A 26,142-nucleotide genomic window follows, 5' to 3' on the forward strand; every position below is an offset into this window, starting at 1 on the left:
GATGCCGCCGGCGGCATCAGGCTGATAAAAATAAATCGGCTTCCTCTTATTTTTGACCAACTATCAGTGGTTGTCTTTCCTTGGTACCGTTATATTCAATTTCAATATAGTACATACCTTGTTTCAACCCGCTGATATTGAGTTGCGCTGTTCCTGTATTACTGAACTTTTGTTGTTTCACCCGGTTACCCATCTGATCAAACACGGACACCACCTGTATTTGCAACGCCCTTTCTGTACCTGCCGCTTTCATCATATTTCCATCCTGCTTCGGCGTGATACTTACCGAACTCACTGCCGGATTAGGTGATACCGCAAATAAAGTCATCGGGCATGGTGCATACACGGTAACCCCATCATTTACCGTTTGATTGCAGGCATTTTTAGCAGTAATATTCACTCCGCCACCGCCTTTTACGGCCACCCATGAAGTGGAGGATGAAGGACTGTAAATATTAATCTGACTGGTACTGCCCCCCGGTGTGGATGTCCATACGTAATTGGTAAGCGGCATGTTGGGTGATGCGGAAATAAACCAATCCTGCCATCCGCCATCTCTGCAGGAACCACTCATGGTGGAAGTGAGCCGCATCGTAGGTATGGTGGATACCTCCTTGGAAATATTCACGCAATTAGGCAAACTGGCAGTGAGTGTAAAGCTGCCGGCGCTAACTTTAGTAAGTGTCACACTGTTGCCGGATATTGACATTGACGCTACACCTGTCGGGTTAACGGACCAGGTAACGGTTTGACCGGATGGCACACCGGTGCAAGTATAGGTAGCCGTGCTACAGAAGCCTTCAGGGCCGGTAAGCACCAGTGGTGCACTCGGGCCGGCAGCACCCACGCCCACCGCATACCAGGCATCCTGCACTGCCTTTACCTGGCAGCTACCTGCACCATATAAATCAGTTGCAGCACTGATCATGGCTGTTCTTGCAGCCGAATAACCGCTGTTGGCGTTCAGGTAAAATTGCTGCGCGCGCCATACGATATTGGCTGCAACGTCCATCGTTTGCGCGGTAACCCGGTAACTGTTTCCAATGTCGTTAGTGCCACTGCCACCTTCGGATAACAGGAAGAACCAATGGCTAAATACGGTGCTGTTGGTATGAATAGCCGCAGCGGAAAAAGGATCACTATCCCAGTAAGTACCGCCGTAGGTATCGGGATTATTCTTCAGGTTAGGATTCCGCATGCTGCGCAGGCAGGTATAGTCTTTCACGATGTACTCTCCTATCTCCCAGCGGTCGCAACAGGCATTTGCCCAGCTCTCCACTACCGACGCCCAGATGTCGCTCAGCCCTTCATTGAGCATGCGCGCTTCCAGCGTTCCGTTTAAAGCACAGGTGGATTGTGTTATACCATGGGCAATTTCATGCGCTACAGCATCTATCGACACCACTGGTTTAAACTTAACATCGCCATCTCCAAAAATGGCCCTTCTGACGGTGGGGTCCCAGCCGGCATTATCTATATTGCCGGCATGTGCAAAGCATTCCAGGGTACCACCCAGGTTGTCATAGCTGTTGCGGTTACGCACGGTAGCCCAGTAATCAAATACCATTTCAGCGCCCCAGTGCACGTCGTGGCCGGCATTAGGGGTGGTCCAGCTGGTGGTGGTACCGTTAAAATCTGTAAAGCCGGGATTTGTAGCAGAGCTGGAACCATGATTATCGAAGGTATGGATATTCGCGGTTCTGCCATTGGTAGTACGCACTTCACGCAGGCGGTAATTACCCGGGGTGTTATTGTCCATCGTTACATTACGGGTACCCCAATACAAACAGGCTACGGTGCCGGGTACGTTTACATGCAACATACGGGATTCTTTCGCCAGGATGCGGCCAGTGGCAGCATCTACAAATACATCCAGATCCAGATCTGGCTCCAGCGCTTTAATGTGGAACTGCCAGGCCAACCGGAAACTTTTTGTCTGCCGTTCATCTTTGAAGATAATCAGTGATCCTTTTGGATACAGCGTGGCCTTAGGGTCACGCTCTACTTCCCGGTAACGCGCCTGCACTGCTTCATCCTGCCAGCCATACTTAGCAGCGTGGATGTCGCTGAGCGCATTAGCCAATGCCGCATTTTCATCTACCCTAACGTCAACGGATACTTTGCCTATCTCCACCAGCTCTCCATCCACTGATTCAATGATGCCATCCCGTCCATGCACGGCGTAACTGCCACCTCTTACAGGATAACCTTTGTAATACTGGTTAAAATACTGATGACTACGGCCGTTATCCTCTGCGATACGCCTGGTAAGTCGCAGACTATCTTCCGGACCCAGCTTCAGTGCCGACCTCAAAAACACCGGTGCTTCATTAGCCCGCAGCGGACGTTGCTTTGGATCAAACCTGATCACGCGGGGCCTGCCGCTGCCGGAAGTGTCGGATTCTACTACCTGCTGCGCGTGGAGGGATACATGCGCCAACAGTACAAAAATCAATAGGGTAATTTTCATTTTCATAAAACGCGGTTTTAAATAGTAATGCAACAATTTTAACCGCATCCACTGCCATCATATAGCAATGTGTAAGAATAAGGAACAACGGCAGGGCATATGCGACAGATCCTGATAAGTTGGGAGAAAGAAGAGAACTTGATAAGTAGTTCGGGTAGGCAGGAAACTATTACTTAATAGTATCAGCTTAATAAGTCTGAAAACGGCATAAAGTAAACAATTGCAGACCAATACAATAGTGCAGATTTTTTGCGTTTAACATCCATAATAGTTATTTTGGTAAATAGTTGTATTCTGGTGAATATCACAAGCAAAAGCGCTCGAAAATCTATTTGCTAGAATTGCTCTATACCGATATGAAAAATTAACCTATGAATAAAAAAGGGATTATAAAGAAAAAAGGACCTGGCCTAACGAGTGTTCCTAAAACATTATTATTAGTTCTGACATTCATGTCGTTTACCGTAAATACTATTGGACAAGCAAAAAATTACACCTTACCACAAATTGTCCCTAAGTCACCTGACGTAGCTCAGATGGAAAAATTTGGTGAAATACCTGTTTCTCAGAGCACGGGTGCTACCAATTTGTCTATCAACCTTGCCACTATTGAAGTTGGCAACTTCAAGCTTCCAATTACTTTACGGTACCAAAGTAATGGTCTGAAAGTGGATGAAATTGCCTCTTCGGTTGGGGAGGGATGGGTGTTAGATGCTGGTGGTATGGTATCCTTCAATCAGCGCGGCACCAATGACTTTGGCCCTTATGGCCTCATGACAATGGGCACTGCCAATCTTACAAAGTTCTTTAGCGGAACTATGACAGAGTTTGAACGGAGTAACTACCTGGATCAGGTAATTAATGATTTGCAAGACGGTGAATATGATCTTTATCATTACAGTTTACCTTCAGGTGCGGGTTCATTTTTCTTTGAAAACCCTAATAAAGCGGTCCTGATGCCCAAATCCGATTTACAGGTGATACATTTGACAAATGGTATTCAAATTAATGATAATCAAGGAAATCAGTATTTTTTTAATTCAATTGAACGTACCGGCATATCCGATCCCACGCAGATAGAAGTCAGGGCTTCTTTCAACGATATTTCAGCTTATAAATTAAGTAAAGTAATAACTGCTGAAAACCGCATTATTGAATTTTAGTATAAGTCTTACAGTTTCAATTATTCTAAGACAAAATATAGGATTGACCATCTAGCCAATCCAGGCGCTCCATCAGGGTGTCCTATTTCTATGGTAAACCCTTTTGACGAACATGTAGAAATCGAATACCTGTTACCTGATTCAATCTTATTTGATCAGGGTTATGTTAAATTCAACCAAAGTCCTACCTACAGGCAGGATATTATGCTGATTTCCAATACTGCGGCAGTGCCTTCCATTACCGGCTTCCAAATTGGAAATTACAATGGACAAAAAGTAAAAGAATTTCACTTCAATCAGGGGTATTTTGACACCAATAAACGTTTGAAATTGACGGGAGTCACAGAGCATAACAACAATATCTCTGCAAGAAAATGGAACTTTAGTTACTACAATGAAATGTGGACATTTCCTAGCTTTTATGATTTCAGCAAAGATCATTGGGGATACTATAATAGGGCTAGCAATACTTCTCTAATCCCGGAGGCAGATTACAATAAAATTGCCCCCTATTGGAAGTCCTATAATATTGCATATGCAAATCGTCAAAGCAACTTTGATGGTGCACTCACTGGTATGTTAAAAGAGATTACCTATCCAACAGGGGGGAAAAATTTATTGGAGTATGAACCGAACCAAATAAAAGTTCGTTCCTACTCTGACATTCTCAAAAAATCATCTTTTTTCAAAATTGATAATGCCAGCTCTTATGTATTCCAGGCGGGCGGGAGTACATTTGACAATACGACAGGACATATAGAGGGTTCATTCACCCTTGACGAGGATAAATATGTTAGAATTACTGCATTTGTAAACTATGACCCCGACTTTTTTGAAGACCCCCAACTGTCTTTCACTGGGCCCAAACTAGATGACATAGGCAAGGCTGTCTCAATGAACTATGATTATGTTACCAGAACCTCTGGGGGAGAGGTATTTGCTTTACTTCCGGCTGGCACATATACCTATTCCCTTACAGCCGGGCGTACGTATGATCTCAACACAAACCAGTATATACCAAGACATTGCCAATTTTACATCTATGTTGAAACTCCTAATCCAGCACAGCCCTTTATTGTAGGGGGATGTCGGATTGCTAAAATTTCCACCATAGAAAATACTGGAAGCCATCCTATTGTTGTCAAACGCTTTATTTACAGTGATAGTCTGGATCAGGTAACGTTCCGGAATATACCTAATTACCTGACCCGCCAAACGTCACTTGTTGTAAACCCAAATGCACAACTCACTTGCTACGAATGTGGCAATCTGTATACAATACATGATGAAAGTGTTGTTCCAGCTGCAGGCAGTCACATTGAGTATGCTTTTGTAACAGAATATGACTCCAGCGAAAACAAACTGCTTGGTAAAATTGAAAGTAAGTTTCTGACATCTCAAAATATTGCAGGCAGTTACGCCCAGCCATTCGTCGCTCCTGTAAATACAAGTTGGAGAGGAGGATTATTAGCTAATCAGAAAATTTATAAAGGAGAGGATAAAGACCATTTTGAATTGGTACGTGAAATTAATAATGAATATACAGTTAACAGCTCGTTGAATATGGCAAATGGAATTAAGCTTGACTACGGCGCGTATTGCTCTGCATCGGTCGGAAGAATCATTAATCAAAGCTTGTCCACCTTATTCACAGAACAATACTACCTTTCTAAAACCGTCACTACAGACTATATTTCACCAACACAAAGCATTTCCACCGAAACGAATACAAACGCCAATTCGGCTTTCCATAACTTACCAGTCACTTCCTCCCAGCTAACCAGCACACAACAGCTCGTTACAGCCAAAACCACTTATTCCTTTGACTATGATACTACCACGATAACCAGTAGTATAGCAAATGGCATTCGTAACCTGAAAAGATTAAATATTTTGGTCCCTGTGGAACAATTGCAAATCAAGTCTATCAATGGTGTTGATTATGTGACAGGTGGCATGCTAACTTGCTATCGGGATGACAAAGCCGTAACGGGCAAGGTATTACAATTAAAAGTAGCCACCCCAATTCCATTGGCCCAATTTATACAAAGCTATATCAATACAGGAGGTGATTTTGTATATGATAACCGCTACGAAGAGAAAGCAACATTTGACAGCTATGATAATTTCAATAATGTTACAACCTGTCATTTAACCGGTAACTTACTGATGTCCTATTTATGGGATTACAAGAATATTTATCCGATTGCTAAGGCAACCAATGCAGATAGAAATGATATTGCCTATACATCCTTTGAAGCGGATCAAAAAGGGAACTGGCAATTCTTCGGCACTCCGGTGCCAGACGCCACCGCACCAACCGGCAGTAAAAGTTATAACCTGACCGGAGGACTTTCAAAAGATGGTTTAAATGCGGGTAAAACCTACATTCTCACTTATTGGACCCAAGGGACCAGTGCACTTACAATTATTGGTACACAGAATGGCTATCCTGTAAAACTAAGAGATTTCAATGGTTGGTCGCAATTTATGCACATTATATCTGGGATACCCTCCGTCAATTTCCCGAATAGTGGCCAGGTGGATGAACTTCGTTTATGCCCTTCCGAGGCACAAATGGAAACTTATACCTATGATCCTATGATTGGTATTACCAGCCATTGTGATGAAAAAGGAATGCTTACCTATTACAGCTATGATCCTATTGGACGTTTATTGCTAATCCGCGACCAAAACGGGATGATAATCCGTCAATTCGATTACCAGTATCAAAAACCTTTTAACAATTAGTTCCAAATTCGTACGATCAATGAAATCCTATACCATAGCTGCCCTTTTATGCTGTTTCTACATAGGTTCAGTTCATGCGCAAACCGGTACACCTGTCGCGGTACCTGGTGCCTATACTACCAATTCCATAAATTATGTGCGAACCTGGGAGCCCTCTCTTCCGACAACTGCCCCCTCCTTTGTTACTGATCCTTCCAGGACCACGGCAGAGATTAAACAGTCTACCCAATATTTTGATGGACTTGGGCGGCTGTTACAAACGGTAATCAAAGGAGCCAGTGGAAATAACAGAGATATCGTTGCACCCATACTCTATGATGAATTTGGCCGTGAATCCTATAAATATTTACCGTACGTGCCTACTACAGGAAATATCGACGATGGAAAATTTAAAACCGACCCGTTCGCTGCGCAGAAAATTTTCTATGAAGATCCTGCATTAAATCCTGCACTTCAGGGTGAGCAGTTCTTATATACTCAGGTTGAGTATGACCAATCACCACTCAACAGAGTCCTCAAAACTTATGCGCCAGGAAACAGCTGGGCACAAGCAGCTGGTAATCACCCTATTAAAACAGATTTTGATGTAAATACATTATTAGATTCAGTAAAAATATGGAGTATCACTGGTACGCTGCCCACTTTGGTTGGTGAATATGGTGCTGGCCAATTGTTTAAGTCTGTTGTGTCTGATGAACATAATAACCGAACCATTGAGTATAAAAATAAAAATGAACAACTGATACTGAAAAAGGTGCAGGAAGCTTTCACGCCACCTGGCGCTCACAGTGGTTGGTCCTGCACCTACTATATTTATGATGACTTAGACAGGTTACGTTTTGTCATTCCTCCGATGGCCGTGGAAAAGATTATTGCAAACATTCCATTATCTGCAGTAGAAGAGGAATATTGCTTTCAATATCGATATGATGAACAGGGCCGCATGATCTATAAAAAAATACCGGGTGCCAAACCGATTGAAATGGTGTATGATATACGGAACCGATTGGTTTTTAGCAGGGACGGAAATATGAATAAAAACGGCAATCAGCATTGGATAATGACACTGTATGATAACCTAAACCGCCCGGTAGAAACTGCGCTTTACCAGTCTGACATATCCAGGGAATCGCTGCAGGCCGCAATGAATACTGCAATAAATACAACTGGCAATTCCAGTTATACTTTCCCCGGCATAAGCGACCTGATGGTGGCAACACATGACCGCAATACATACATCGCCACTAACAGCATAACTTTCGAAGCAGGATTTGAAACGCCCATTAATGCCGAAATACAAGCATATATTGATCCTACGGCAAATCTTGGTGTAATAAATCTCTCAATCAATAATCCACTACCAAATCTCAATCCTGCGTTGATTACTCCGCTTAGTTACATTTTTTATGATAATTATACTTTCCCCGGCAGTCAATCTTGCATCACCAGTGATCTCGCAAAACCAATTGCAGGAAACAATCTCTATACTGTTGCGTCTGTAGCCAATGCACAAACAATTGGCTTGGTTACAGGTGTCAAAAACAGGGTACTGGGGACCAATCAGTGGCTTACTTCCACCACATATTATGATTATAGGGGAAAGCCTATCCAGATAATTACCGATAATATCACAAATGGCTTAGAGGTTATTTCTAACTTATACGACTTTAATGGCAAACTGGTAAGTAGTTATGTAAGACAAAAGAATCCAGCAAGTGGTGAGACACCGGAAACAAAAGTTTTAACCGTCAATGACTATGACCCCGCCGGCCGTATTTTAACCATCCGCAAACAAATTGACGATATTGGACCACTAAAGCCAGTTTCACAAAATGAGTATGACGCACTTGGTAATATATCAAAGAAAACCCTTGGCAATAGTTTAGATGAATTATCCTATGATTATAATATTCGGGGATGGTTACTCGGTGTAAACAGAGACTTTGTATCCTCTCCCACAACAAATAAATTTTTTGGGTTTGAGTTAGGATATGATCGCTCTACGGCAATTATTGCAGGCACCACCTATGCCCAGCAACAATATAATGGCAATATTGCTGGTACCATCTGGCGCAGCAGAACTGACAATATTGGTCGTAAATACGATTATGTCTATGATCGATTAAACAGAGTTACGGTGGCAGATTTCAATCAGCAGAATAGCGGAAGTGCATCCTGGACAAAAGACCTGGTTAATTTTAGTGTCGACAATATTTCCTATGACAAGAATGGAAATATTCTAGCCTTGAAACAATGGGGCATGAACGGCAACACAAAGACCATTATTGATGATCTGAAGTATGACTATAAAAACGGCAGCACTAATAAATTAAACTATGTTACGGATGCCAGTAACAATCCTTCCAGTATGCTGGGAGATTTTAAGGAAATTAATAAAGATGAAACGCAGGACTATTGGTATGATGACAATGGTAATTTAACCAAAGACAACAATAAGAATATTACAGCTATCAGCTACAACTACCTCAATCTTCCTGAAATAATTGACATAACCGGTAAAGGCAGTATCCGGTATTTTTACGATGCAACAGGTAAAAAATTGCGTAAGGTTGTGTATGACAATACAGCTAACCCAGCCAAAACTATCACAACTGATTACGAAGGGATTTTTGAATATAAAGAAAATAGGTTACAGCAGTTTTCTCACGAAGAAGGCCGTGCACGTGCCGTTGTTACGTCAGGTGCCCCAACATCTTTCGTTTATGATTATTTCGAGAAAGATCACCTCGGAAATATCAGGATGGTCCTAACTGAACAAAATAATACGGCCATCTATGCTGCTACCATGGAAACAGCTAATGCCCCCACTGAATCATTACTCTTCAGCAATATTGACGATACCAGAGTAACAAAGCCAGCGGGCTATCCTGCGGATGGAAGCTCGGCAAACAAATCTGTTGCTAAATTGAGTGCACAGGGCAACTCTAAGAAGATAGGGCCTTCCATAGTCTTACGTGTAATGGCAGGTGACACCATACAGATCGGCGCTAAGGCCTTTTACAAATCCATCAGCCCACAGTCTAAAACCGACCATGCACCACAAGTGGAAAACATGCTGGCAGATCTACTTGCGGCCTTCGGTCATAGTGCTGCAGGAACAGTCCATGGGAATACGGCACAATCACGTCAATCACCTTTCAACACGGATTTTTACAACCATGATTATCAACGCCTAAAGGAAAAGGATGAGGATAAGCACAAGTCGGACAAGCCAAAAGCTTATCTTAATTTTGTTATGTTTGATGATCAGTTTAAATTAGTAGAAAATAATAGTGGAGTTAAACAGGTAAAAGGGGAACCAGATCAGTTACAAACAATTTCACAGGACAAAATGCCTATCGAAAAAAGTGGGTTCCTCTATGTTTATACAAGCAATGAAAGTCAACAGGATGTGTATTTTGATGATGTGGTTGTTACGCAATCGACTGGCCCAATATTGGAGGAGACGCATTATTATCCATTTGGACTGACAATGACAGGAATTAGTACAAGTGCTTTCCAAGCACCAGCTTATGTGGAAAACAAATTAAAGTATAACGGAAAAGAGTTGCAAACCAAAGAGTTCAGTGATGGCACTGGCTTGGAATGGTATGATTATGGCTCAAGAATGTATGATGTACAATTAGGAAGGTGGCATTCACCAGATCCTCAAGCTGAAAAATTTTATCCTACATCTCCGTTCTCTTATACTGTAAATAATCCCGTCCTACTTTCAGATCCGAATGGAGAAGATTGGAGTATTAATATTACCAAAGACAAGCAAGGTAAATTTGTCGTAAATATTGTAGTTAACGCGGCTGTCGTAAATAAGTCTGGAAAAAAAATTGATTTAGACAACTATATAAAGACTCAATCTGCAATATTTTCCAAATTATTATCAATGGATAGAAAAGAATTTTCGATCACCTCAACCCTTAATATGAGGGCGGTTGAAAAGGAAGAAGATGTAAAGACGGAGGAACACTTAGTTAAAATAGTTGGCGATGACTTCCTCGAAAGTGGTGTTATAGGACAAAGCCAACTTGGAGGAACAGAAATCACTATGAACTCAAGCTACATCAATTCTGATGGCACAACTGATAATAACAATGCTTTGACACACGAATTTGGGCATACAGGAGGCCTAGACCATCCATTCTCCTTTGGGGACAAAATTACTGTACCAGGAGAAGGCTTATTGGGTAGCTTGTTTCCACGAAGTGCACCTGCTTACAATCAGAAAGAGGTCGATCTAAAAACTAATTTCATGACTTACCCTCAGAGATATCTGGACACTCGCACACCCCAAGGAAAGGCAAAATATCAAGAGATAATAAAAAACCCAGGTCAGGCAACACGAGGTCAACTTGCAGCAATATTAAGGTACTACTATTCTGGTTTTCTGAATACTGGGCGAAAATTATTTTAATAACTTCAATAATGCATAAATTTAAATCAATCGGAATACTGATATTACTCCTGACATCCTGCTGTATTTCTAATAAACATTTGGAGCTTAGCGGAATAGTGTCTAATAATGAAATAATTACAATCTTAAATAATAGGGATACATTATTAAGCTTCCAAGCAAAATGCAGTACATCTTCACAAACTTGTTTTTTTTCCAAACAAATTTTGTTGAGAAGCACCGAAAGCAATATCTCACTTAGGATAACAATTGATTCACTAGGAATAATTATCAAAGATGCAGTAGTATATGTGAGTGTGAACAATCAAAGTCCACTTATAACTATATTAGAGCGCGATTCAATTCAAAACCAAATAAAAATTTTTATTAGTGACAAAAGTGACAGCAATTATCATAAATTATAAGTAATAAATATACTTATTTGTATAAGTCCACTTATTAAACCTAGCCATCACAATGGTATTAAAATTTTAAATACAATTGTGATGACTAGGTTGGCATGTTAACTCCCTCTAAATTCAAATAAAATAAAAGACTAGTAGGGTGGATATCAGATAAGTCATTAAAACCCGACTTTGTTCAATCCATCATATAAATACTTTATTCAAAATTTGATAGACATAAATGCTGGTATATATTGCGGTATAGAGGCATAATTTAAACGATACAATTGTTATTTTTTATTTCACCAGCCACATCTTATCATTCTGCGTATCCGACCCGCCATACTGCCTTTGCAGTGCAGCTTTCAGACTACTTTCATTCGCGTTATACTCCGAAGAAGGATACTTCCATCTCACCGGAATCATCTGCGAGTTTTTGTTAGCAGGCCCCACTTCAAATACCGGAACGCCGGTACGGCGGTTCTGATAAAACGCCTGACGGCCTGAGTTCTGGAAAAATGCCACATACTTTTGCTCTAATATCTGCTTTAAACCCGCAGCAGTATTACCGGCATAAACAATTTCAGCACCACCGATAAATCCATCCTGGGCAGCAGTTGCTACATTGTAAAAAGCCATGTTAGCACGGATCCCCGCTGTATAGTAAGCATTGGCATCTCCACTAACCCAACCCCGGTTAATAGCCTCCGCTATGGTAAAATTGGTTTCAGCAGCACCCAGTTGAATGCATGGAACACCGGAAGGCGTTACCTCCCAGAAATCGAAATTCAGGTTGGACAACTTGCCGGCAGTAGCCAGCGCTTTCAGGTCGGACTGAATCATACCCACAGAACCTCCTCTGAAAGAGGTAAATTTGGTGGCATAAGCAGCATCCCCGCTCTTTTTGGCTGAATCGGTAGGAAGCGCCATCACAAACAAACGTGGATCGGAAGTACGTTTCAGGATATCCACGATGGTGTTTGCCAGGTTGTTATCATTATCTCTCTTAATCACAATACCGTCCGCAGGCCACAGCGGATAGTTATTATCGCGGGCATTACCGTTGTACACCAACTGGAAATTATCCGCATTACCAAGGATCAGCGGATATTTGGACGGATTACCAATGATCTCAGCAAACTGCTCCTTAATTTTCAGATCAGCGTTATCCGCCGCACGTTTACTCAAACTCATCAACACTCTCAGGCGGAAGGAGTTAACAAGCTTTTGCCATTTTGCAAGGTCGCCTTTATAATAAAAGTCGCCTTCTACTTTCACATTGCTGGCTACCAGCGGCGTCAACTCCGTATTTACGGAATCCAGTAATTGCAGGCAGTAACGATATACTTCTTTCTGCTCATCATATTTAGGGGTGAAGTTCCCTTCTGTAATGCCTTTAATGGCATCCGTCATCGGAATATCCCCATACATTTCAGTAGCCCTCACGAGAAACCAGGCCTTTACAAACCGCGCCAGTGGAACATATCCCTTGGCTACATCCCCGTACTTAGCCGCTTCCAGCAACAGCTGGCGTACATCACGTAAACGGTCGTACGCAGAAAAACCTTCGCCACTGGTAGTCCAGTCGTACGGCTGGCCGTAATAGTAGGAATTATTTTGCGTGGCATACTGGTTGTGGCGCTGCACATCGTTCCAGGGCCCCTCTTTCATATTTAGTAAGATGCCGGTGAACACGAGTTTAGGATTACCATCGTATACGGCCGATGGATCTTTTTGCAGGGTCCCCATCTTCTCACAACCCCAAAGTCCGGTAACAAGGGCAGCACCTAATAAATATTTGGATATAATCGCTTTCATGTTTTCTTTTCAGTTTATTAAGATCAGAAGGACAGGTTAATATTCACGCCATAGCTCTTCACCGCCGGTGTCTGGAAGCCGGCATTATCAGCAGTGTACTGGTCCAGCTCCATATTCTTGTTATGCTTGCTGGTGAAGTATAACAGGTTACGGCCTACCAGGGAAATGCTGGCAGTGGAAAAGAATTTAGTGCGCTGCAGCATGGTAGCCGGGAAGTTATAGGAAAGCACCACTTCGCGCAGTTTCACGAAAGTAGCATCGTGCACCAGGTTTTTGTCGGCAATGTAATAATCGGTAGCCCAGTCCCTCCATAACACCGGTACATCATTAGGTGCATATTTGCGGTCATCGGAAATGATGTTACCATCGCGGTCAGCATTCAGTTTACCAGAAATAACTTTTTGTCCGTTCGTCATTACGTTTCCATTCCAATCCGGGTTATCGCGGTTCATCCAGTCCTGGTAGCGGTATTCGCTGGCTGATGCCGGCGCTGTTCCTGACTTCCACTGGTAATAGTCCACATAGTTGGATATCAGGCCACCAAAGCGGCCATCAATCTGCATACTAAGCCCGAAGTTTTTGTAGCGGAAATTGTTGTTCATGCCCAGCATGAACTTATTATCTTCAAAACCAATTTTTGTCTGGAAAGGATTGTATAATGGTAATCCGTCATTACCCACGAGAATATTTCCTTTGTCGTCGCGCTGGAAATCAGTGATGTAATAACCATCGTATCTGTCACCCACCTTAATCATGTCAATACGCTGCTGAATGCCGTCAATTTCCTTGAGCCAGCGGTGGTTGGTAGACCAGTTCAGCATCACATCCCAGCTGAAATCCTTTTTACGTACAGGCGTTCCGGTTAGCGTTATTTCAGCACCTTTACGGATAAACGTATTGGCATTCCGTTGTACTGTATTTACACCGGATGCGGAGGAAACGGTCACGTTCACCACACCGGGGCCTTCGATATTACGGTAGTAGGCCGCATCAATACCCAGGCGGTTATTGAAGAAATTAGCCGCCACACCTACTTCGGCAGTTTGCACGCGACTAGGCAGGATGTCAGGATTAAATAAAGTACCGGTGTAGTTGATACCTACGTTATTATCCCAACGGGTACCACTGGTATTGTACACAGGTAACAGCTTGTAAATATCATAATCACTGCTGGTGTTGGCCAGGTCGCCCGCTACGTTGGCATAAGCACCACGCAATTTCAGCATGGATACATAGTCAGGCAGGTGCAGCATTTCCGACAGCATCACACTCAGGGAGGCAGAAGGATAGAAATAGGTATTATTTTTCAGCGGCATGGTGGACGATTTGTCAAACCTGCCGGTCAGGCTCAGGAAGATCATGCTCTTCCAATCCATGTCCAGGAAGCCATACAGGCTGCCTACCTGTCTTTTACCAAAGTCATTGGTAGGGCTGTTTTGTTCTTTTGTATTGGAGAGATCAAAAACACCCGGTGTGATAAGGCCGCCTTTGGTAGTACCGTTCAGGCTGCTCACTTTCACTGTTCTGAGGTTGCCCATTAAGGAACCGGTAAAATTGAAGCTACTGCTGATTTTATCCTTGTAAGTAAAGCCACCTTCGGTATTGTTTTCCCAGAAGTAGTCGTAATACTCACGGTAGCCACCTACGCGGCGGTAGGGTTCGTAGAAGTCGGCCGACATCGGATAACGCCACGACTGCCTGCGGTTCCAGGTACTAACGTTAGTGCGTACTTTAAAATCCAGTTTCGGCGTAATGTGATACAGCAATTGCAGGTGTCCGTACACATCATCTTTGTTGTAGGAATGCAATGCCTCGTTAGCAATCAGCCAGGGGTTGTTGTAGATGGTATATTCCCTGTTGTATTGTTGTACATTTTCCTTACCCGGCTGCCAGTAATTGCGCAGGTCGTTGATATCATAATCCACCCCACCCCATACAGTAATCAGGTAAATCATGCTGCTGGGGCCATAGCCAAGGCTCGGATAGTTGGGTGTATATTGTTTGCTATAGTTAACGGCACCCTCTATACGCAGTTTATCGCCTACGTTCACGCCGCCGGCAAAGTTGACATTGCTGCTGCCGTATTTGGTATTAGGTACCTGTCCACGTTGTGCTACCTGGGAAAAAGAAATGCGCAGGTCGCCTTTGTCATTAGCGGTGGAGATGGCAATGTTATTGGTGCTCAATAGCCCGTTACGCAGGTAGTTGGTCAGGTTATCCTTACCTCTGGCCAGCCATGGGATAGGTGTGAGCGCACCGGTAACCGGATCTTTAGGGGAGTTGTACTGTGTGATCAGCTGCCCTTCAAAGCGAGGCCCCCAGATGTTATAGTCGGCATCATTTAAACCGCCGCCACGGCCATCTTTAAAGGCATATTCAAAATCATCACCAGGGCCGTATTCCGTTTGATACTTAGGGATAGCATTATACCCTGCCTGCAGTTGTGTGCTGGAATTGATCTCTACTTTAAAACCTTTTTTATCTGTTTTTGCTCTTTTGGTGGTGATAACGATGGCACCGTTCTGGCCGCGGGAGCCATAGAGTGCAGCAGCGTTTGCCCCTTTCAGTACGGAATAGGATTCAATATCATCCGCATTTAGGTTCCAGGAATCAGAGCTGACCGGCACCCCGTCTACTACTATCAGCACGTTGCTGCGCCCGCGGAGTTGAATACCGGGATCACCAAACAGGTTAGGGTTAGGTGTGATCACCAGGCCGGCTACTTTACCGGTTAAACCGCTCACCGGATTGGGTTCGCGGGCTTTGGTAAGGTCGGCGCCCTTCACTTCCTGTACGGAATACCCCAGTGCTTTTTTCTCCTTTTTGATACCCATCGCAGTAACGATGTACTCATCGAGCTTAGCGCTGGCAGTTTTCAGGATGATGTCCAGCGCACCGCTGCCTGGAGCCACCGTTATTTCACGGGGTTCAAAGCCCATGAAAGTAATTACCAGTGTGGCATTTTCTGGTACGGAGAGATGAAATGACCCGTCAGCTGCGGTGACAGTACCTTTGGTAGCACCTTTCAGCATCACGGTTGCCCCCGGGATGGGGTTACCGGCATCGTCCGTTACTTTACCCCGAACGTCTACCGGCGGCACTTCGGCCGGGGAAAGGGTGCTGGCACCGGTAGCTGCCTGCAATTTGATGACCACTGTTTTATCTACAATGGTGTAGTTGAGTGGTTGGCCGGCCATACATGCTCCCATCACCTGTTTCAATTCAGCATCCTTCACGTGTAAGCTTACACGACGTCCGGCGGCCAGTACTTTGTTGGTATAGAGAAAATCAAAGCCCGTCTGGCGGCTGATTTCCTTAAACACCTCTTTCAGCGGTGCATTGTTTTTCGAAAGGGTGATTTTGGCCTGACCAAAGCTTGCAGCGTTTACCTGCAGCATAAAAGCGAGTATAAAAATAGAATTCAGTTGCATCACACGAATAATTGTGATCTGGCAAAGGCTACGCCTGTGCGTACCTTTGATTAGAGTGCGCAAATACATACTTTTGTTACTGTTTGGGTAGTGTTGAATACGTTCTGTCAAAAAATGTGGACGCATTATTTCAAACGTGCCGGTGGTGTTCGAGACCTCCGGCATTTTTATTAATGCTGCGAAATAGACTAGTTGCTTTTCATGGTGTTAGATTTTTGGTTGATAAATATTTACAGCTATTTTCCTACTGAGACTGTTTTTCCCTGGATGCTAAAGTTGGCTTCTCCGGTAAGGGTAAGCAGTTTTAATACTCCGGATATGCTCACTGTCCGGCTTACCGTACCGTTCAGCCGCATATTCAGCGTATCGCGAAAGGTGACATCTACATCATACCAGCGCTCCAGCTGGCGCATGGCGGTACGTATATCCGTGTTGTTGAAATAAAACCGGTCATTTTTCCAGGCAAGTGCTTCTTCGAGGTCGGCTGGTTCTACTGTTATCTTATTATTCTCCGTGGTGATGGTGGCCTGCTGGCCAGGTTTCAGCAGGGTGTGGCTGCCCTGGTAGTTTACGGCCAGTGCGCCGTCTACCAGTGTGGTTTTGGTTTGTGCTTCTTCGGCATAGGCCATTACGTTAAAGGAGGTTCCCAGCACGTGCAACTCACTCTTGTTTACCTCCACGATAAACGGACGTTTGGCATCTGGGGCTATTTCAAAGTAGGCTTCACCGGTAAGCATCACGCGCCTTTCCTTGCCGAAAGCCAGCGGATAGCGTAGTGAAGATGCGGAATTAAGCCAGATTTTACTGCCATCAGGCAAAACCAGGGAATATTTACCTGCTTTGGGAATGCTCATGGTGTTATACTGGTACCTGGCATCTGTGGCAGTACCATTATAGGCTATCTGCCCGTTTTGCTGTTTGCTGATGCTGGTGCCCCCCTGTGTGGCCAGCACGCCGTTGGCGGCGCTGTCCAGCGAAATCTGCGTACCATCAGCGAGGGTGAGCATCGCCCGGTTACCGCCCGGCGGTACATCATTAAACTTTACCATTGCCGGGGGAGTAACAATGGATGAATGGGATCTGTATAAATAATAGGTTATTCCGGTGGTAAGCATCAGCAATACGGTAGCTGCTGCCGCTATGATGGCGCGTTTGGAGATCACCACCTTCCGGTGCGGCGGCGTAGTGGTCAACAGCTGATCGAACCGCCGATTCCAGCGTTCCGGATCATCCGCAGTAAGGACTTGTTGCTGCTCCCAGCGTAAACGCAACAGGGATATGAGCGCCTCATTATCCGGCTCCTCGTTCACCCATTGCAATAGCTGATGCAGCTCCTCGCGCGTGCAGGTGTTATTCAGGTATTTATCTACAATATGTTTCCAGTCTGCCTCCGGCATAGATGATTTGTTCACTGTTATAAGTATTGACGACAGAAATTAATCGGACAACTATGCTCCCGAAATATTTTTTTTAGATACGGCTGATGACAAAGGCAATAAATGCGGTGCTACCCAGGTCCAGCCGTTTTACCAGGTAGTTCCGGATAAATTGCTGACTGGTTACGATATGATTGTTGACGGTGTTTTTGGAGATATGCAGCATTTCGGCGATCTGGTCGTGCGAATAGCCGTGCTCCCGGCTAAGAATATATACCTGCCGGCGTTTGGCGGGCAGCTGGTCCATGGCCTCGCGGAGGCGTGCTTCGTAATCGCGCAGGAGCAGGCGGGTATCGGCATACACGTCGCTCACCGGCTGCAGCTCCTCCCAGAGGGCCTGTTCCAGCTCCGGGCTACGGGCAGCGGCCCGCAGGAAATCCACTGTTTTATTGTAGGCTACCTTAAAAAGAAACCCATCGATGTTATTTACCCACTGCAGCAGCTCCCGCTGCTGCCAGATGCGCATGAATACATCCATCACAATCTCTTCTGCCACCTCCCGGGATTTGACCATATTCAGGATAAATCCATATAGTTTTGGGCGGTTGGAGTCAAAAAAGATCCTGAAAGCCGCTGTATCTCCAGCTGAAACAGCTTGCAATAAATCTTCATCTGTCATGACATGCTTCATGAATCCGGTCCACTTTGTGCCAAAACTATCGAAAAACAGCCGGCTTTCCATGTAGCCTTTTGTACGTCCATCCTTTTTTTTATGTGTAACACCCCGCGTTTTGTATCTTGACCAATTAAAATCTGCAATCTATATTAGCGCTTATGAGAAAGTACGTTCTGGGCTCCCTGCTGATGGGAACCGCCCTTATGACCTATGCGCAACAGCCATCCAAAAAACCGCTGGACCACAGCGTGTACGATGGATGGGAAACTGCCGGAGCAAAAGTGATCAGCAACGACGGGCAATGGATCGCCTATACCATTAACCCGCAGGAAGGCGATGGCCGCCTCATTATCTTTGACCGCAAAACGGGCAAGGAAACCGTGGTGCCTCGTGGTGGCCTGCCAGTGATCACAGAAGATTCAAAATTTGTGATCAGCACCATCAAACCTCCCTTTAAAGTAGTACGTGAGGCTAAAATCAAAAAGAAAAAGGCAGCCGACATGCCCAAGGATTCACTCGTGATCGTTACCCTGGCCACTGGTCAGATCGAAAAAATCGCGAACGTAAAATCCTTTAAAACGCCTGCCAAAGGCAGTGGCCTGCTCGCCTACCTCGCTGAAGCCCCTGCCGCTGATACCAGCAAAGCCAAAAACACAAAGGTTGCTGCTAAAAAAGATGAGGACCGTGAAGACGACGACAAAGCAGGCGCCGATAAAAGTGACAATGGCTTACTCGTGATCCGTCAGCTGCTCAAAGGCACACAGGATACAATTAAAAACGCCGGCGCCTATACAATCGCCAAACCAGGCAACAACATATTGGTAGCCATCAGCGGCAATAAAAAAGATTCCCTTTCCAGCACCGGCGTGTTGCTCTGGCATACTGCCAGCCGCAAAGCAGATACACTGAGCCGCGGCTATGGCGATTATAAACAGCTTACACTGGATAATAAAGGAGAACAGGCGGCCTACCTGGCTACCCGCGACAGCGCGAAGTCGCTGCAGCAGTTTTACTCCCTTTATTTCTATAAGCCAGGTGCCGACAGCGCCATCGTTGTAGTGGATAAAACCAACAGTGCCATCCCTACCAAATGGAACGTAAGTGCTAACGGTAACCTTAGCTTCTCAGAAAACAATGAACGCCTCTTCTTTGGCACTGCTCCGATCCTGCCTCCGAAAGACACTACCATCGTGGATTTCGAAGTAGCAAAAGTGGATATCTGGAACTACAAGGACGATTACCTGCAACCCATGCAGCTGAAAAATGCAGATAAGGAACTGAAAAGAACCTACCTCGCTGTGTACTATCCTGGAACTAACAGGGCTATTCAGTTGGCGGATAAAGACCTGGAAACAGTAATTGCATCCGATAAAGGTGACGGCAAATATGCACTGGGCTATACTGATAAGAATGACCGTATCCAGCTGCAATGGATAGGTCGCAGTCTTAAAACGGCTTACCTGGTGAACCTGACAGACGGTACCCGCAAAAAGGTAAAAGAACGGCTGGACGGCATGTACTCGATATCTCCCAAAGGAAAATATATACTGTGGTACGACCTGGCAGATAAAAGCTGGTGGACGTACAACAACGAAAGTGGTGCCACCACTAATATCTCCTCCAAAGTGCCGGTGAAATTATACGACGAGGAAGATGATCATCCAGATTTACCGGAGGCTTACGGACTGGCCGGCTGGATGGAGCAGGACAACTACGTGTATGTATACGACCGCTATGACGTTTGGCAGTTAGACCCTACCGCTGCTAAAGCGCCGGTGAATGTGACTAACGGCTACGGTCGCAAAAATGCGGTGTCACTGCGTTTTGTGCGCCTGGACCCCGAAGAAACAGCGTACAAAGCTGGCCAAATGCGTATCATGACTGCCTTTGCGGACACTACTAAATACAATGGTTATTTTTCCATGCAGTTGCCCGGCGGTAAAGCCAAACTGGCTAATCCGGTGCAGATTGTACTGGGCCCTAACAGTTATAACGACCTGTCCAAAGCAAAAAATGCGGACGTGTATTCCTTCGTAAAAGCCAGCTATGTGGCTTCACCGGATGTTTATGTAGGTGCTGCGATTGACAAGGCGGTAAAAATTTCCAGCACTAATCCACAGCAGCAAAATTATAACTGGGGTACTGCGGAGCTTTACAATTGGACTACTTTCAGCGGTAAAAAAGCAGCAGGTATTTTGTACAAACCGGAGGACTTCGATGCCAACAAAAAGTATCCTGTTATCTTTTATTTTTATGAGAAGTTAACCGACGGACTGTATAACTACCAGCCCCCCGCTCCAACTCCTTCCAGGCTGAACATCAGTTTCTTTGTGAGTCGCGGTTATCTGGTGTTTGCGCCGGACATTAGTTATGAACCAGGTTACCCTGGTAAAAGCGCATACGAGTATATCGTAAGTGCTGCCGAAGATTTAGCGAAGCAGTCGTATGTAGACGGTAAGCATATGGGTATCCAGGGCCAGAGCTGGGGAGGATACCAGGTGGCTTACCTCATTACCCAAACCAATATGTTTGCAGCTGCATGGGCAGGTGCGCCGGTGGCTAACATGACGAGTGCGTATGGTGGTATCCGTTGGGAAAGTGGTATGAACAGGCAGTTCCAGTATGAGCATTCACAGAGCAGAATTGGCGCTACCCTTTGGGAAAAACCGGAGCTGTATCTGCAAAACTCGCCGCTGTTTTCATTGCCGAAAGTAACTACGCCGCTGGCGATTATGGCCAATGATGCCGATGGCGCAGTACCCTGGTACCAGGGTATTGAGCTGTTTACCGGCTTACGCCGCCTGGGCAAACCGGTTTGGATGCTGAACTATAATAATGAAGCACACAACCTGGTACAGCGCCAGAACCGCAAGGATATCTCCCGCCGTGAGCAACAGTTTTTTGATCACCTGCTGAAGGGTGCTGCGGCACCTGAGTGGATGGAATATGGTGTTCCGGCTACGCAGAAGGGGGTGAACTGGGGATTTGACCTGGTGAAATAGTGGATGTTAAGATAAGTATATGAGGCCTGGCTATAACAGCCAGGCCTTTCGTTTTTGCACTGGTGCCTTCGGCACCAGTGGTGGTGTGTTGTGTGGCGTGCTCTGCACGCCACACAACACTTATAAGAAATGATCAGCAGCGGTGCGCGTAGCGCACCCCTCCCCAACCGATACCGAAGGTATCGGTCAAATACCAACCTGAGCAATAATAAAAAAATCTTTATATAATATTTTATCATATATTTACAATATCATCATGTAGCAGTGATGACCCTATGCAGCGAGAAATTATCCTATAAAACCAGCAACATTGTGCCTATGAACTTCCACATTTTTCACCCGGAAGACGCATTGCGTCCGTATGTTAAGCAGTATTACTATTGGGAAGACAACACCCGTGGCGTTATTCAGCTGCCACAGAGTTTATTTGCACTGGGCGACCAGTACATGGTCTTCATTCAGGAGGGCGAAGCCACGGTGAAGCCGGCTAACCATCCTGCCTATACGTTGCCTGCCCACGCGATCATTGGTCACTTTACCTGTGCCTGTCAGTTACAGGTGAAGGGCCCTGTGAAAATGGTGATTGTGCAGTTGAACGTATATGGCTGTTACAAACTGCTGGGCCTGGATACGCCCGCTTTCACCAACTACTACCGCAATCTGGACGTGACCTGCGGCGACATGTGGGCCAATATCTCTGCCCGGATAGCCAAAGTAAGGACACCAGATGGTATTATTCCCATCCTGAACAATGCGTACCGCGATTGCCTGGATGCCGGTAGTCGTTCCCTCCGCCAGGTGGATGAAATGGTGGACTACCTCGTTGCCCGCAAAGGCAATATTTCACTGGATGAGCTGGCACATATCTTCCACCTCTCCCGCCCTACCATGGAGCGTATATTCACCTCCGTTACCGGTATTCCGCCACAGCTTTTCACCCGCATGACAAGATTTAAGACCGCCTTAAAATCATTACAGCAACTGAATTTTCCGCAGTGGCAGGCCAGCATGAGCCGCAATGTGTATTACAACCAGGCCATGTTTGTAAAGGATTACCTGCTGTTTAACGGCGAATTGCCTGATTATTTTGAACCAGTAGCTACCACCATTGCGCAGATGCCTTCCGGCAACCGCCAAATGGTAGCAGTTGCGAGTTAATTACGAATAAGCTACCTTGGGCCTTCGCAAATTAACCCAAGATGACTACAGAAATTTTCGAAGGCCCATTTAGCATATCTACCGATAACAGTAAACTGGATACTGCGCTCATTCAGCGTTTCCTCAGCCAGGACTCTTACTGGGCAAAGGATATTCCACTCGAGGTGGTAGAAAAAATGATAGCAGGCTCCCTGTGTTATGGTGTATACAAAGGTGACACCCAGGTGGGCTTCGCCAGGCTGATTACTGACAAAGCAACCTTTGCCTACCTCGCAGATGTGTTTATATTGCCCGAATACCGCGGACAGGGCCTCTCCAAATTCCTGATGCGGGTAATCATGGATTACTTTGAATCTCAGCAGCTTCGCAGGATATTATTAGGTACCAAAGATGCCCATGGCCTCTATGCCCAGTTCGGTTTTAAGCCGCTGGAAGACCCTTCCCGGTTCATGGGGGTGGCTAAACCTGACCTATATACGAAAAAAGAGTCCTGAAATTCTGGTTTTTCGCTACCTTTCCGTCCTCAAATAACTACCTATGCAATATTCAGCAAGCTGGTGGCGGGAAAAGCTGCAATTACAATCGCACGTAGAAGGAGGCGCCTTTCGGGAAACATACCGTTCCGAGTGGATGCTGGATATGAGCACCCTCCCGGCGGGCATGACCGGTAACCGGAATGCTTCCACCTGCATCTATTTTCTCCTGGAATATGGCGAGTTTTCAGCGTTTCACCGCATTGCAGCGGATGAAATCTGGCATTTTTATGATGGTCACTCCCTGACTATCTACGAAATAGAACCGGGTGGCAACCTCATTACCCATAAACTCGGCAGGGACTTCGAAAAAGGTGAGCGCCTGCAGGTGATTATCACAGCCGGCAACTGGTTTGCCAGCCGTACAGAGGTGGAAGGCGGTTACGCCCTCACCGGCTGCACCGTAGCGCCCGGGTTCGATTTTGCTGACTTTGAACTCGCAGAAAGAGCGCCGTTGCAGGCGGCATATCCGCAGCATGCGGGGCTGATTGCGGAGCTTACGCGGTAGGCACCTTAGGTGCCTGCGTTTTGTCTTTTTTGCTCGCAAAGCAGCATAAGGGGCATAAGCAGCAAAGACCTGCATTTATTGTTTTAAGAAATACCTGCATAAAATTGTTTTCAATAATGCTTCGTTATATTAAACTACCTTTTGATAATTAGATACTTAGCCGCTTATACAATTGCTATTTTTGTACCAACAACAAAACACAAGCATTAGCTACTTTACAAACAACAAAACACAAGCATTAGCTACTTTACAAACAACAAAACACAAGCCTTAGCTGCTTACCTGCTTTGCTGCTTTGCGTGAAAAAAAGACCGCTCTCCTGGCGCCGAAGGCGCCTTAACAGTAATGCATATACGCCGCAGCCGTTCCCACAAATTTTCGTAATTTTCAGTCATGAAGAAAATCATTTACATACTGGTATTTGTTTTAATTGCGCTTGCCATGTTCTGGCTTGGCCGTTTTTTTGGCAGTAAGAACGTGAGTCAGCAGGTTATCTCCAATGGCCTTATAGTAAAGGAAATCGCGGAGCTGGCCAGCCTGGACGTACAGGGTTCTGCCAGCATCAAGCGCAGCAACCTGGAAGAAGGCGCCAGCGACTGGACAGACAACCTGAAAAAGACATTTCTGGAAAATACCATTTGGGTTACTATTCCCTACCAGGCTAAGTTTGGTGTGGATATAAATGATAATAATTTTAAGGTAGACATCAGCCAAAAGCGGATAACTGTAAAGTTACCGGCACCAAAGCTGCTCAGCTATGAGCTCAAGGTGGATAGGATGGAAACGGCCAACAGAAAAGGACTGTTTCTTTCACAGGACGACGAAACCTACACCGATGTACAGAAGAAATTGTACCAGACCTCCCGGGCGCAGCTGGAGAACAATCCTACCTACATAGAAAAGTCCAAAGGCAAGATAGTAGGGATCATGCAGCAGTACTATGCCCCTTTCCTGAAAGACCATATACTGGATGTACAGTTTGAAGGAGACACTGCCCGCCTGAGCGGCGCCACGCTGCAATAACACCTCAGGCAGCAATATATTTCACCAGGGTTCTTTTGGCTACCGGCAACAACGTTTCGTTGATTGGCAGTACTAATTTTGTTTCCACGCTGTAAACAGCGGGATTGGGTAACTGCTTATGACTGCGGATCAGCTGGGATTTGATGTATTCGAAGGTATGCATCAGGTCCTTCTTGTAAGTATCGAGGAAGCTCATATGAATGCCCCTGAATTTTTCATCGGCCCGTTCAAAGATGGTGAGCCGGTAAGTGTATACCAACACTTCCCGGAAGCGGCCATCGCTGAGGAACATGTACCCTTCAGAACTCTCCAGCGGCACCAGTCCCACCGGTGCAATGTGCAGCTGATCTTCCACAAATTCGTAAAGCTCAGTGCCCTCCCGGATAGTACCATCCATTTTTTTCATGGCGTACTCAATAATGCTTTCCAACTCCTGCATCAGCTCATCGTCTGCTATGATCTGCTCATACAGTAGCTGCAGTTTTTCCAGGTTTACCTCACTGAGCTTTTTGGGAAATCGCTGCTGAAGGAACTGCTTGTTCTCCCTAAAAGATACCAGGTTATTATAATGAAAAATGATATCGGCCAGCTGAGGATATAATTTTTGCTGACCAAAGTACTGATTGATGTCTTGCAGGTATGCGAGTAACGTGTATTTCTTTAATTCGAAATCTATGTAGCCATCCGCAAACCAGGTTTCGCTCAAGGCTCCCATGATAATTTAATTTAATGGATTATACTATTAATTTACGAAAATTTTCCCGCAAAATGTGCTTATAAATTGCAAAAACAGGTTTCTGAAAAAAATATTTTTTCGCTTATAATACAAGCTGGTAGCCGATATAAGGGGGTAGTTATGCTAAAAACATAATAAAATCTTAAATATTTTTGGAGGGCTACTATTTTATTGGCTTTAATTTCCTAACTTCAGTACATTATTTTTCATTTTTTTAATTTCAGTTATCATGAACATTTACGTAGCCAACCTGCATTATAGGTTGAACGATGAGGATCTGCATCAGATTTTCAGCGACTTTGGAGAGGTTACCTCCGCAAAAATCATCAAGGACCATGAAACTGGTCGCTCACGCGGTTTCGGTTTTGTGGAAATGCCTAATCAAGAAGAAGGAACCAAAGCTATGGAAAGCTTAAACGGTAGCGAAATTGAAGGCAAACAACTGATGGTTAACGAAGCAAGACCAAAACAACCGAACAATAATTTCAGAGGTGGTGGAAATAACCGTGGTGGCGGAGGATATGGTGGTCCTCGTGGCGATCGTGGTGGACGCTACTAAGTTATTTTTTATCGGTAAAGCTGTTAAAAAAATTCAAAAGGCGGTTTCTTCGGAAATCGCCTTTTTTATTGGCGTAAATTCTTAATGGACAATCGGTGAAGAGCCGGTTATATGCCATACAAATCA

15 protein-coding genes are annotated in these 26,142 nt (G+C 45.0%); 9 read left to right on the forward strand and 6 right to left on the reverse strand.

The features are described from left to right. Nucleotides 1-46 precede the first annotated feature (46 nt). Complete coding sequence (locus BUB18_RS12425; protein ID WP_073081165.1) at nt 47-2,476, reverse strand: M4 family metallopeptidase; 2,430 nt, start codon at nt 2,474-2,476, stop codon at nt 47-49. 365 nt (nt 2,477-2,841) lie between these two features. On the opposite strand from BUB18_RS12425, the gene BUB18_RS12430 reads away from it, so the two are divergent. The 3 genes from BUB18_RS12430 to BUB18_RS12440 all read left to right on the forward strand — a co-directional run bounded on the left by BUB18_RS12430 (nt 2,842) and on the right by BUB18_RS12440 (nt 10,813). Next, nucleotides 2,842-3,633, forward strand: a complete 792-nt coding sequence (locus BUB18_RS12430) for a hypothetical protein (protein WP_143159925.1) — start codon at nt 2,842-2,844, stop codon at nt 3,631-3,633. A gap of 90 nt (nt 3,634-3,723) precedes the next feature. Further along, nucleotides 3,724-6,384 carry a hypothetical protein gene (locus BUB18_RS12435; RefSeq protein ID WP_073081168.1) on the forward strand — a complete coding sequence of 887 codons (2,661 nt, stop codon included), beginning with the start codon at nt 3,724-3,726 and terminating at the stop codon, nt 6,382-6,384. Nucleotides 6,385-6,403: 19 nt separating this feature from the next. Then, nucleotides 6,404-10,813 (forward strand): DUF6443 domain-containing protein, encoded by a 4,410-nt coding sequence (locus tag BUB18_RS12440; RefSeq protein WP_073081169.1) that lies wholly within the window; start codon nt 6,404-6,406, stop codon nt 10,811-10,813. Between the two features lie 680 nt (nt 10,814-11,493). Here BUB18_RS12440 and BUB18_RS12445 read toward each other — a convergent pair. From BUB18_RS12445 to BUB18_RS12460, 4 genes are all read right to left on the reverse strand, one after another. Then, on the reverse strand, nt 11,494-13,014 hold the full coding sequence (locus tag BUB18_RS12445) for a SusD/RagB family nutrient-binding outer membrane lipoprotein (protein WP_073081171.1): 1,521 nt from the start codon (nt 13,012-13,014) through the stop codon (nt 11,494-11,496). A gap of 23 nt (nt 13,015-13,037) precedes the next feature. Beyond that, the gene (locus BUB18_RS12450; RefSeq protein ID WP_218588037.1) at nt 13,038-16,445 is read right to left on the reverse strand and encodes a SusC/RagA family TonB-linked outer membrane protein; all 3,408 of its coding nucleotides are present in this window, start codon (nt 16,443-16,445) and stop codon (nt 13,038-13,040) included. Nucleotides 16,446-16,681: 236 nt separating this feature from the next. Continuing rightward, the gene (locus BUB18_RS12455; RefSeq protein WP_143159926.1) at nt 16,682-17,857 is read right to left on the reverse strand and encodes a FecR family protein; all 1,176 of its coding nucleotides are present in this window, start codon (nt 17,855-17,857) and stop codon (nt 16,682-16,684) included. A 58-nt stretch (nt 17,858-17,915) separates the two neighbouring features. Further along, nucleotides 17,916-18,512, reverse strand: a complete 597-nt coding sequence (locus tag BUB18_RS12460) for an RNA polymerase sigma factor (protein WP_073081400.1) — start codon at nt 18,510-18,512, stop codon at nt 17,916-17,918. 143 nt (nt 18,513-18,655) lie between these two features. On the opposite strand from BUB18_RS12460, the gene BUB18_RS12465 reads away from it, so the two are divergent. The 5 genes from BUB18_RS12465 to BUB18_RS12485 all read left to right on the forward strand — a co-directional run bounded on the left by BUB18_RS12465 (nt 18,656) and on the right by BUB18_RS12485 (nt 24,721). Further along, nucleotides 18,656-21,499: an alpha/beta hydrolase family protein gene (locus tag BUB18_RS12465; RefSeq protein ID WP_073081172.1), complete on the forward strand. Its 2,844-nt coding sequence runs from the start codon at nt 18,656-18,658 to the stop codon at nt 21,497-21,499. Between the two features lie 318 nt (nt 21,500-21,817). After that, a complete protein-coding gene (locus BUB18_RS12470) occupies nt 21,818-22,657 on the forward strand; it encodes a DUF6597 domain-containing transcriptional factor (protein WP_143159927.1) in 840 nt (279 codons plus the stop codon). Nucleotides 22,658-22,698: 41 nt separating this feature from the next. Then, nucleotides 22,699-23,151 (forward strand): GNAT family N-acetyltransferase, encoded by a 453-nt coding sequence (locus BUB18_RS12475; protein WP_073081175.1) that lies wholly within the window; start codon nt 22,699-22,701, stop codon nt 23,149-23,151. 43 nt (nt 23,152-23,194) lie between these two features. Then, on the forward strand, nt 23,195-23,698 hold the full coding sequence (locus BUB18_RS12480) for a cupin domain-containing protein (RefSeq protein WP_073081176.1): 504 nt from the start codon (nt 23,195-23,197) through the stop codon (nt 23,696-23,698). A gap of 393 nt (nt 23,699-24,091) precedes the next feature. Beyond that, nucleotides 24,092-24,721 (forward strand): DUF4230 domain-containing protein, encoded by a 630-nt coding sequence (locus tag BUB18_RS12485; protein WP_073081178.1) that lies wholly within the window; start codon nt 24,092-24,094, stop codon nt 24,719-24,721. Between the two features lie 4 nt (nt 24,722-24,725). On the opposite strand, the gene BUB18_RS12490 is transcribed toward BUB18_RS12485, so the two are convergent. Further along, complete coding sequence (locus BUB18_RS12490) at nt 24,726-25,436, reverse strand: hypothetical protein (protein ID WP_073081179.1); 711 nt, start codon at nt 25,434-25,436, stop codon at nt 24,726-24,728. Nucleotides 25,437-25,686: 250 nt separating this feature from the next. Between BUB18_RS12490 and BUB18_RS12495 the strand changes: the two genes are divergently transcribed. Then, nucleotides 25,687-26,016: an RNA recognition motif domain-containing protein gene (locus tag BUB18_RS12495; protein ID WP_073081181.1), complete on the forward strand. Its 330-nt coding sequence runs from the start codon at nt 25,687-25,689 to the stop codon at nt 26,014-26,016. Nucleotides 26,017-26,142: the final 126 nt, after the last annotated feature.

It is taken from the genome of Chitinophaga jiangningensis, assembly GCF_900142605.1.
Lineage (GTDB): Bacteria > Bacteroidota > Bacteroidia > Chitinophagales > Chitinophagaceae > Chitinophaga > Chitinophaga jiangningensis.

What these genes read in the sequence shown, in the direction of transcription:
- BUB18_RS12445 (WP_073081171.1), bottom strand. Translation starts at nt 13,014, where the DNA reads ATGAAAGCGATTATATCCAAATATTTATTAGGTGCTGCCCTTGTTACC.
- BUB18_RS12490 (WP_073081179.1), bottom strand. Translation starts at nt 25,436, where the DNA reads ATGGGAGCCTTGAGCGAAACCTGGTTTGCGGATGGCTACATAGATTTC.
- BUB18_RS12425 (WP_073081165.1), bottom strand. Translation starts at nt 2,476, where the DNA reads ATGAAAATGAAAATTACCCTATTGATTTTTGTACTGTTGGCGCATGTA.
- BUB18_RS12440 (WP_073081169.1), top strand. Translation starts at nt 6,404, where the DNA reads ATGAAATCCTATACCATAGCTGCCCTTTTATGCTGTTTCTACATAGGT.
- BUB18_RS12470 (WP_143159927.1), top strand. Translation starts at nt 21,818, where the DNA reads ATGAACTTCCACATTTTTCACCCGGAAGACGCATTGCGTCCGTATGTT.
- BUB18_RS12460 (WP_073081400.1), bottom strand. Translation starts at nt 18,512, where the DNA reads ATGAAGCATGTCATGACAGATGAAGATTTATTGCAAGCTGTTTCAGCT.
- BUB18_RS12485 (WP_073081178.1), top strand. Translation starts at nt 24,092, where the DNA reads ATGAAGAAAATCATTTACATACTGGTATTTGTTTTAATTGCGCTTGCC.
- BUB18_RS12480 (WP_073081176.1), top strand. Translation starts at nt 23,195, where the DNA reads ATGCAATATTCAGCAAGCTGGTGGCGGGAAAAGCTGCAATTACAATCG.
- BUB18_RS12495 (WP_073081181.1), top strand. Translation starts at nt 25,687, where the DNA reads ATGAACATTTACGTAGCCAACCTGCATTATAGGTTGAACGATGAGGAT.
- BUB18_RS12435 (WP_073081168.1), top strand. Translation starts at nt 3,724, where the DNA reads ATGGTAAACCCTTTTGACGAACATGTAGAAATCGAATACCTGTTACCT.
- BUB18_RS12465 (WP_073081172.1), top strand. Translation starts at nt 18,656, where the DNA reads ATGAGAAAGTACGTTCTGGGCTCCCTGCTGATGGGAACCGCCCTTATG.
- BUB18_RS12430 (WP_143159925.1), top strand. Translation starts at nt 2,842, where the DNA reads ATGAATAAAAAAGGGATTATAAAGAAAAAAGGACCTGGCCTAACGAGT.
- BUB18_RS12475 (WP_073081175.1), top strand. Translation starts at nt 22,699, where the DNA reads ATGACTACAGAAATTTTCGAAGGCCCATTTAGCATATCTACCGATAAC.
- BUB18_RS12450 (WP_218588037.1), bottom strand. Translation starts at nt 16,445, where the DNA reads ATGCAACTGAATTCTATTTTTATACTCGCTTTTATGCTGCAGGTAAAC.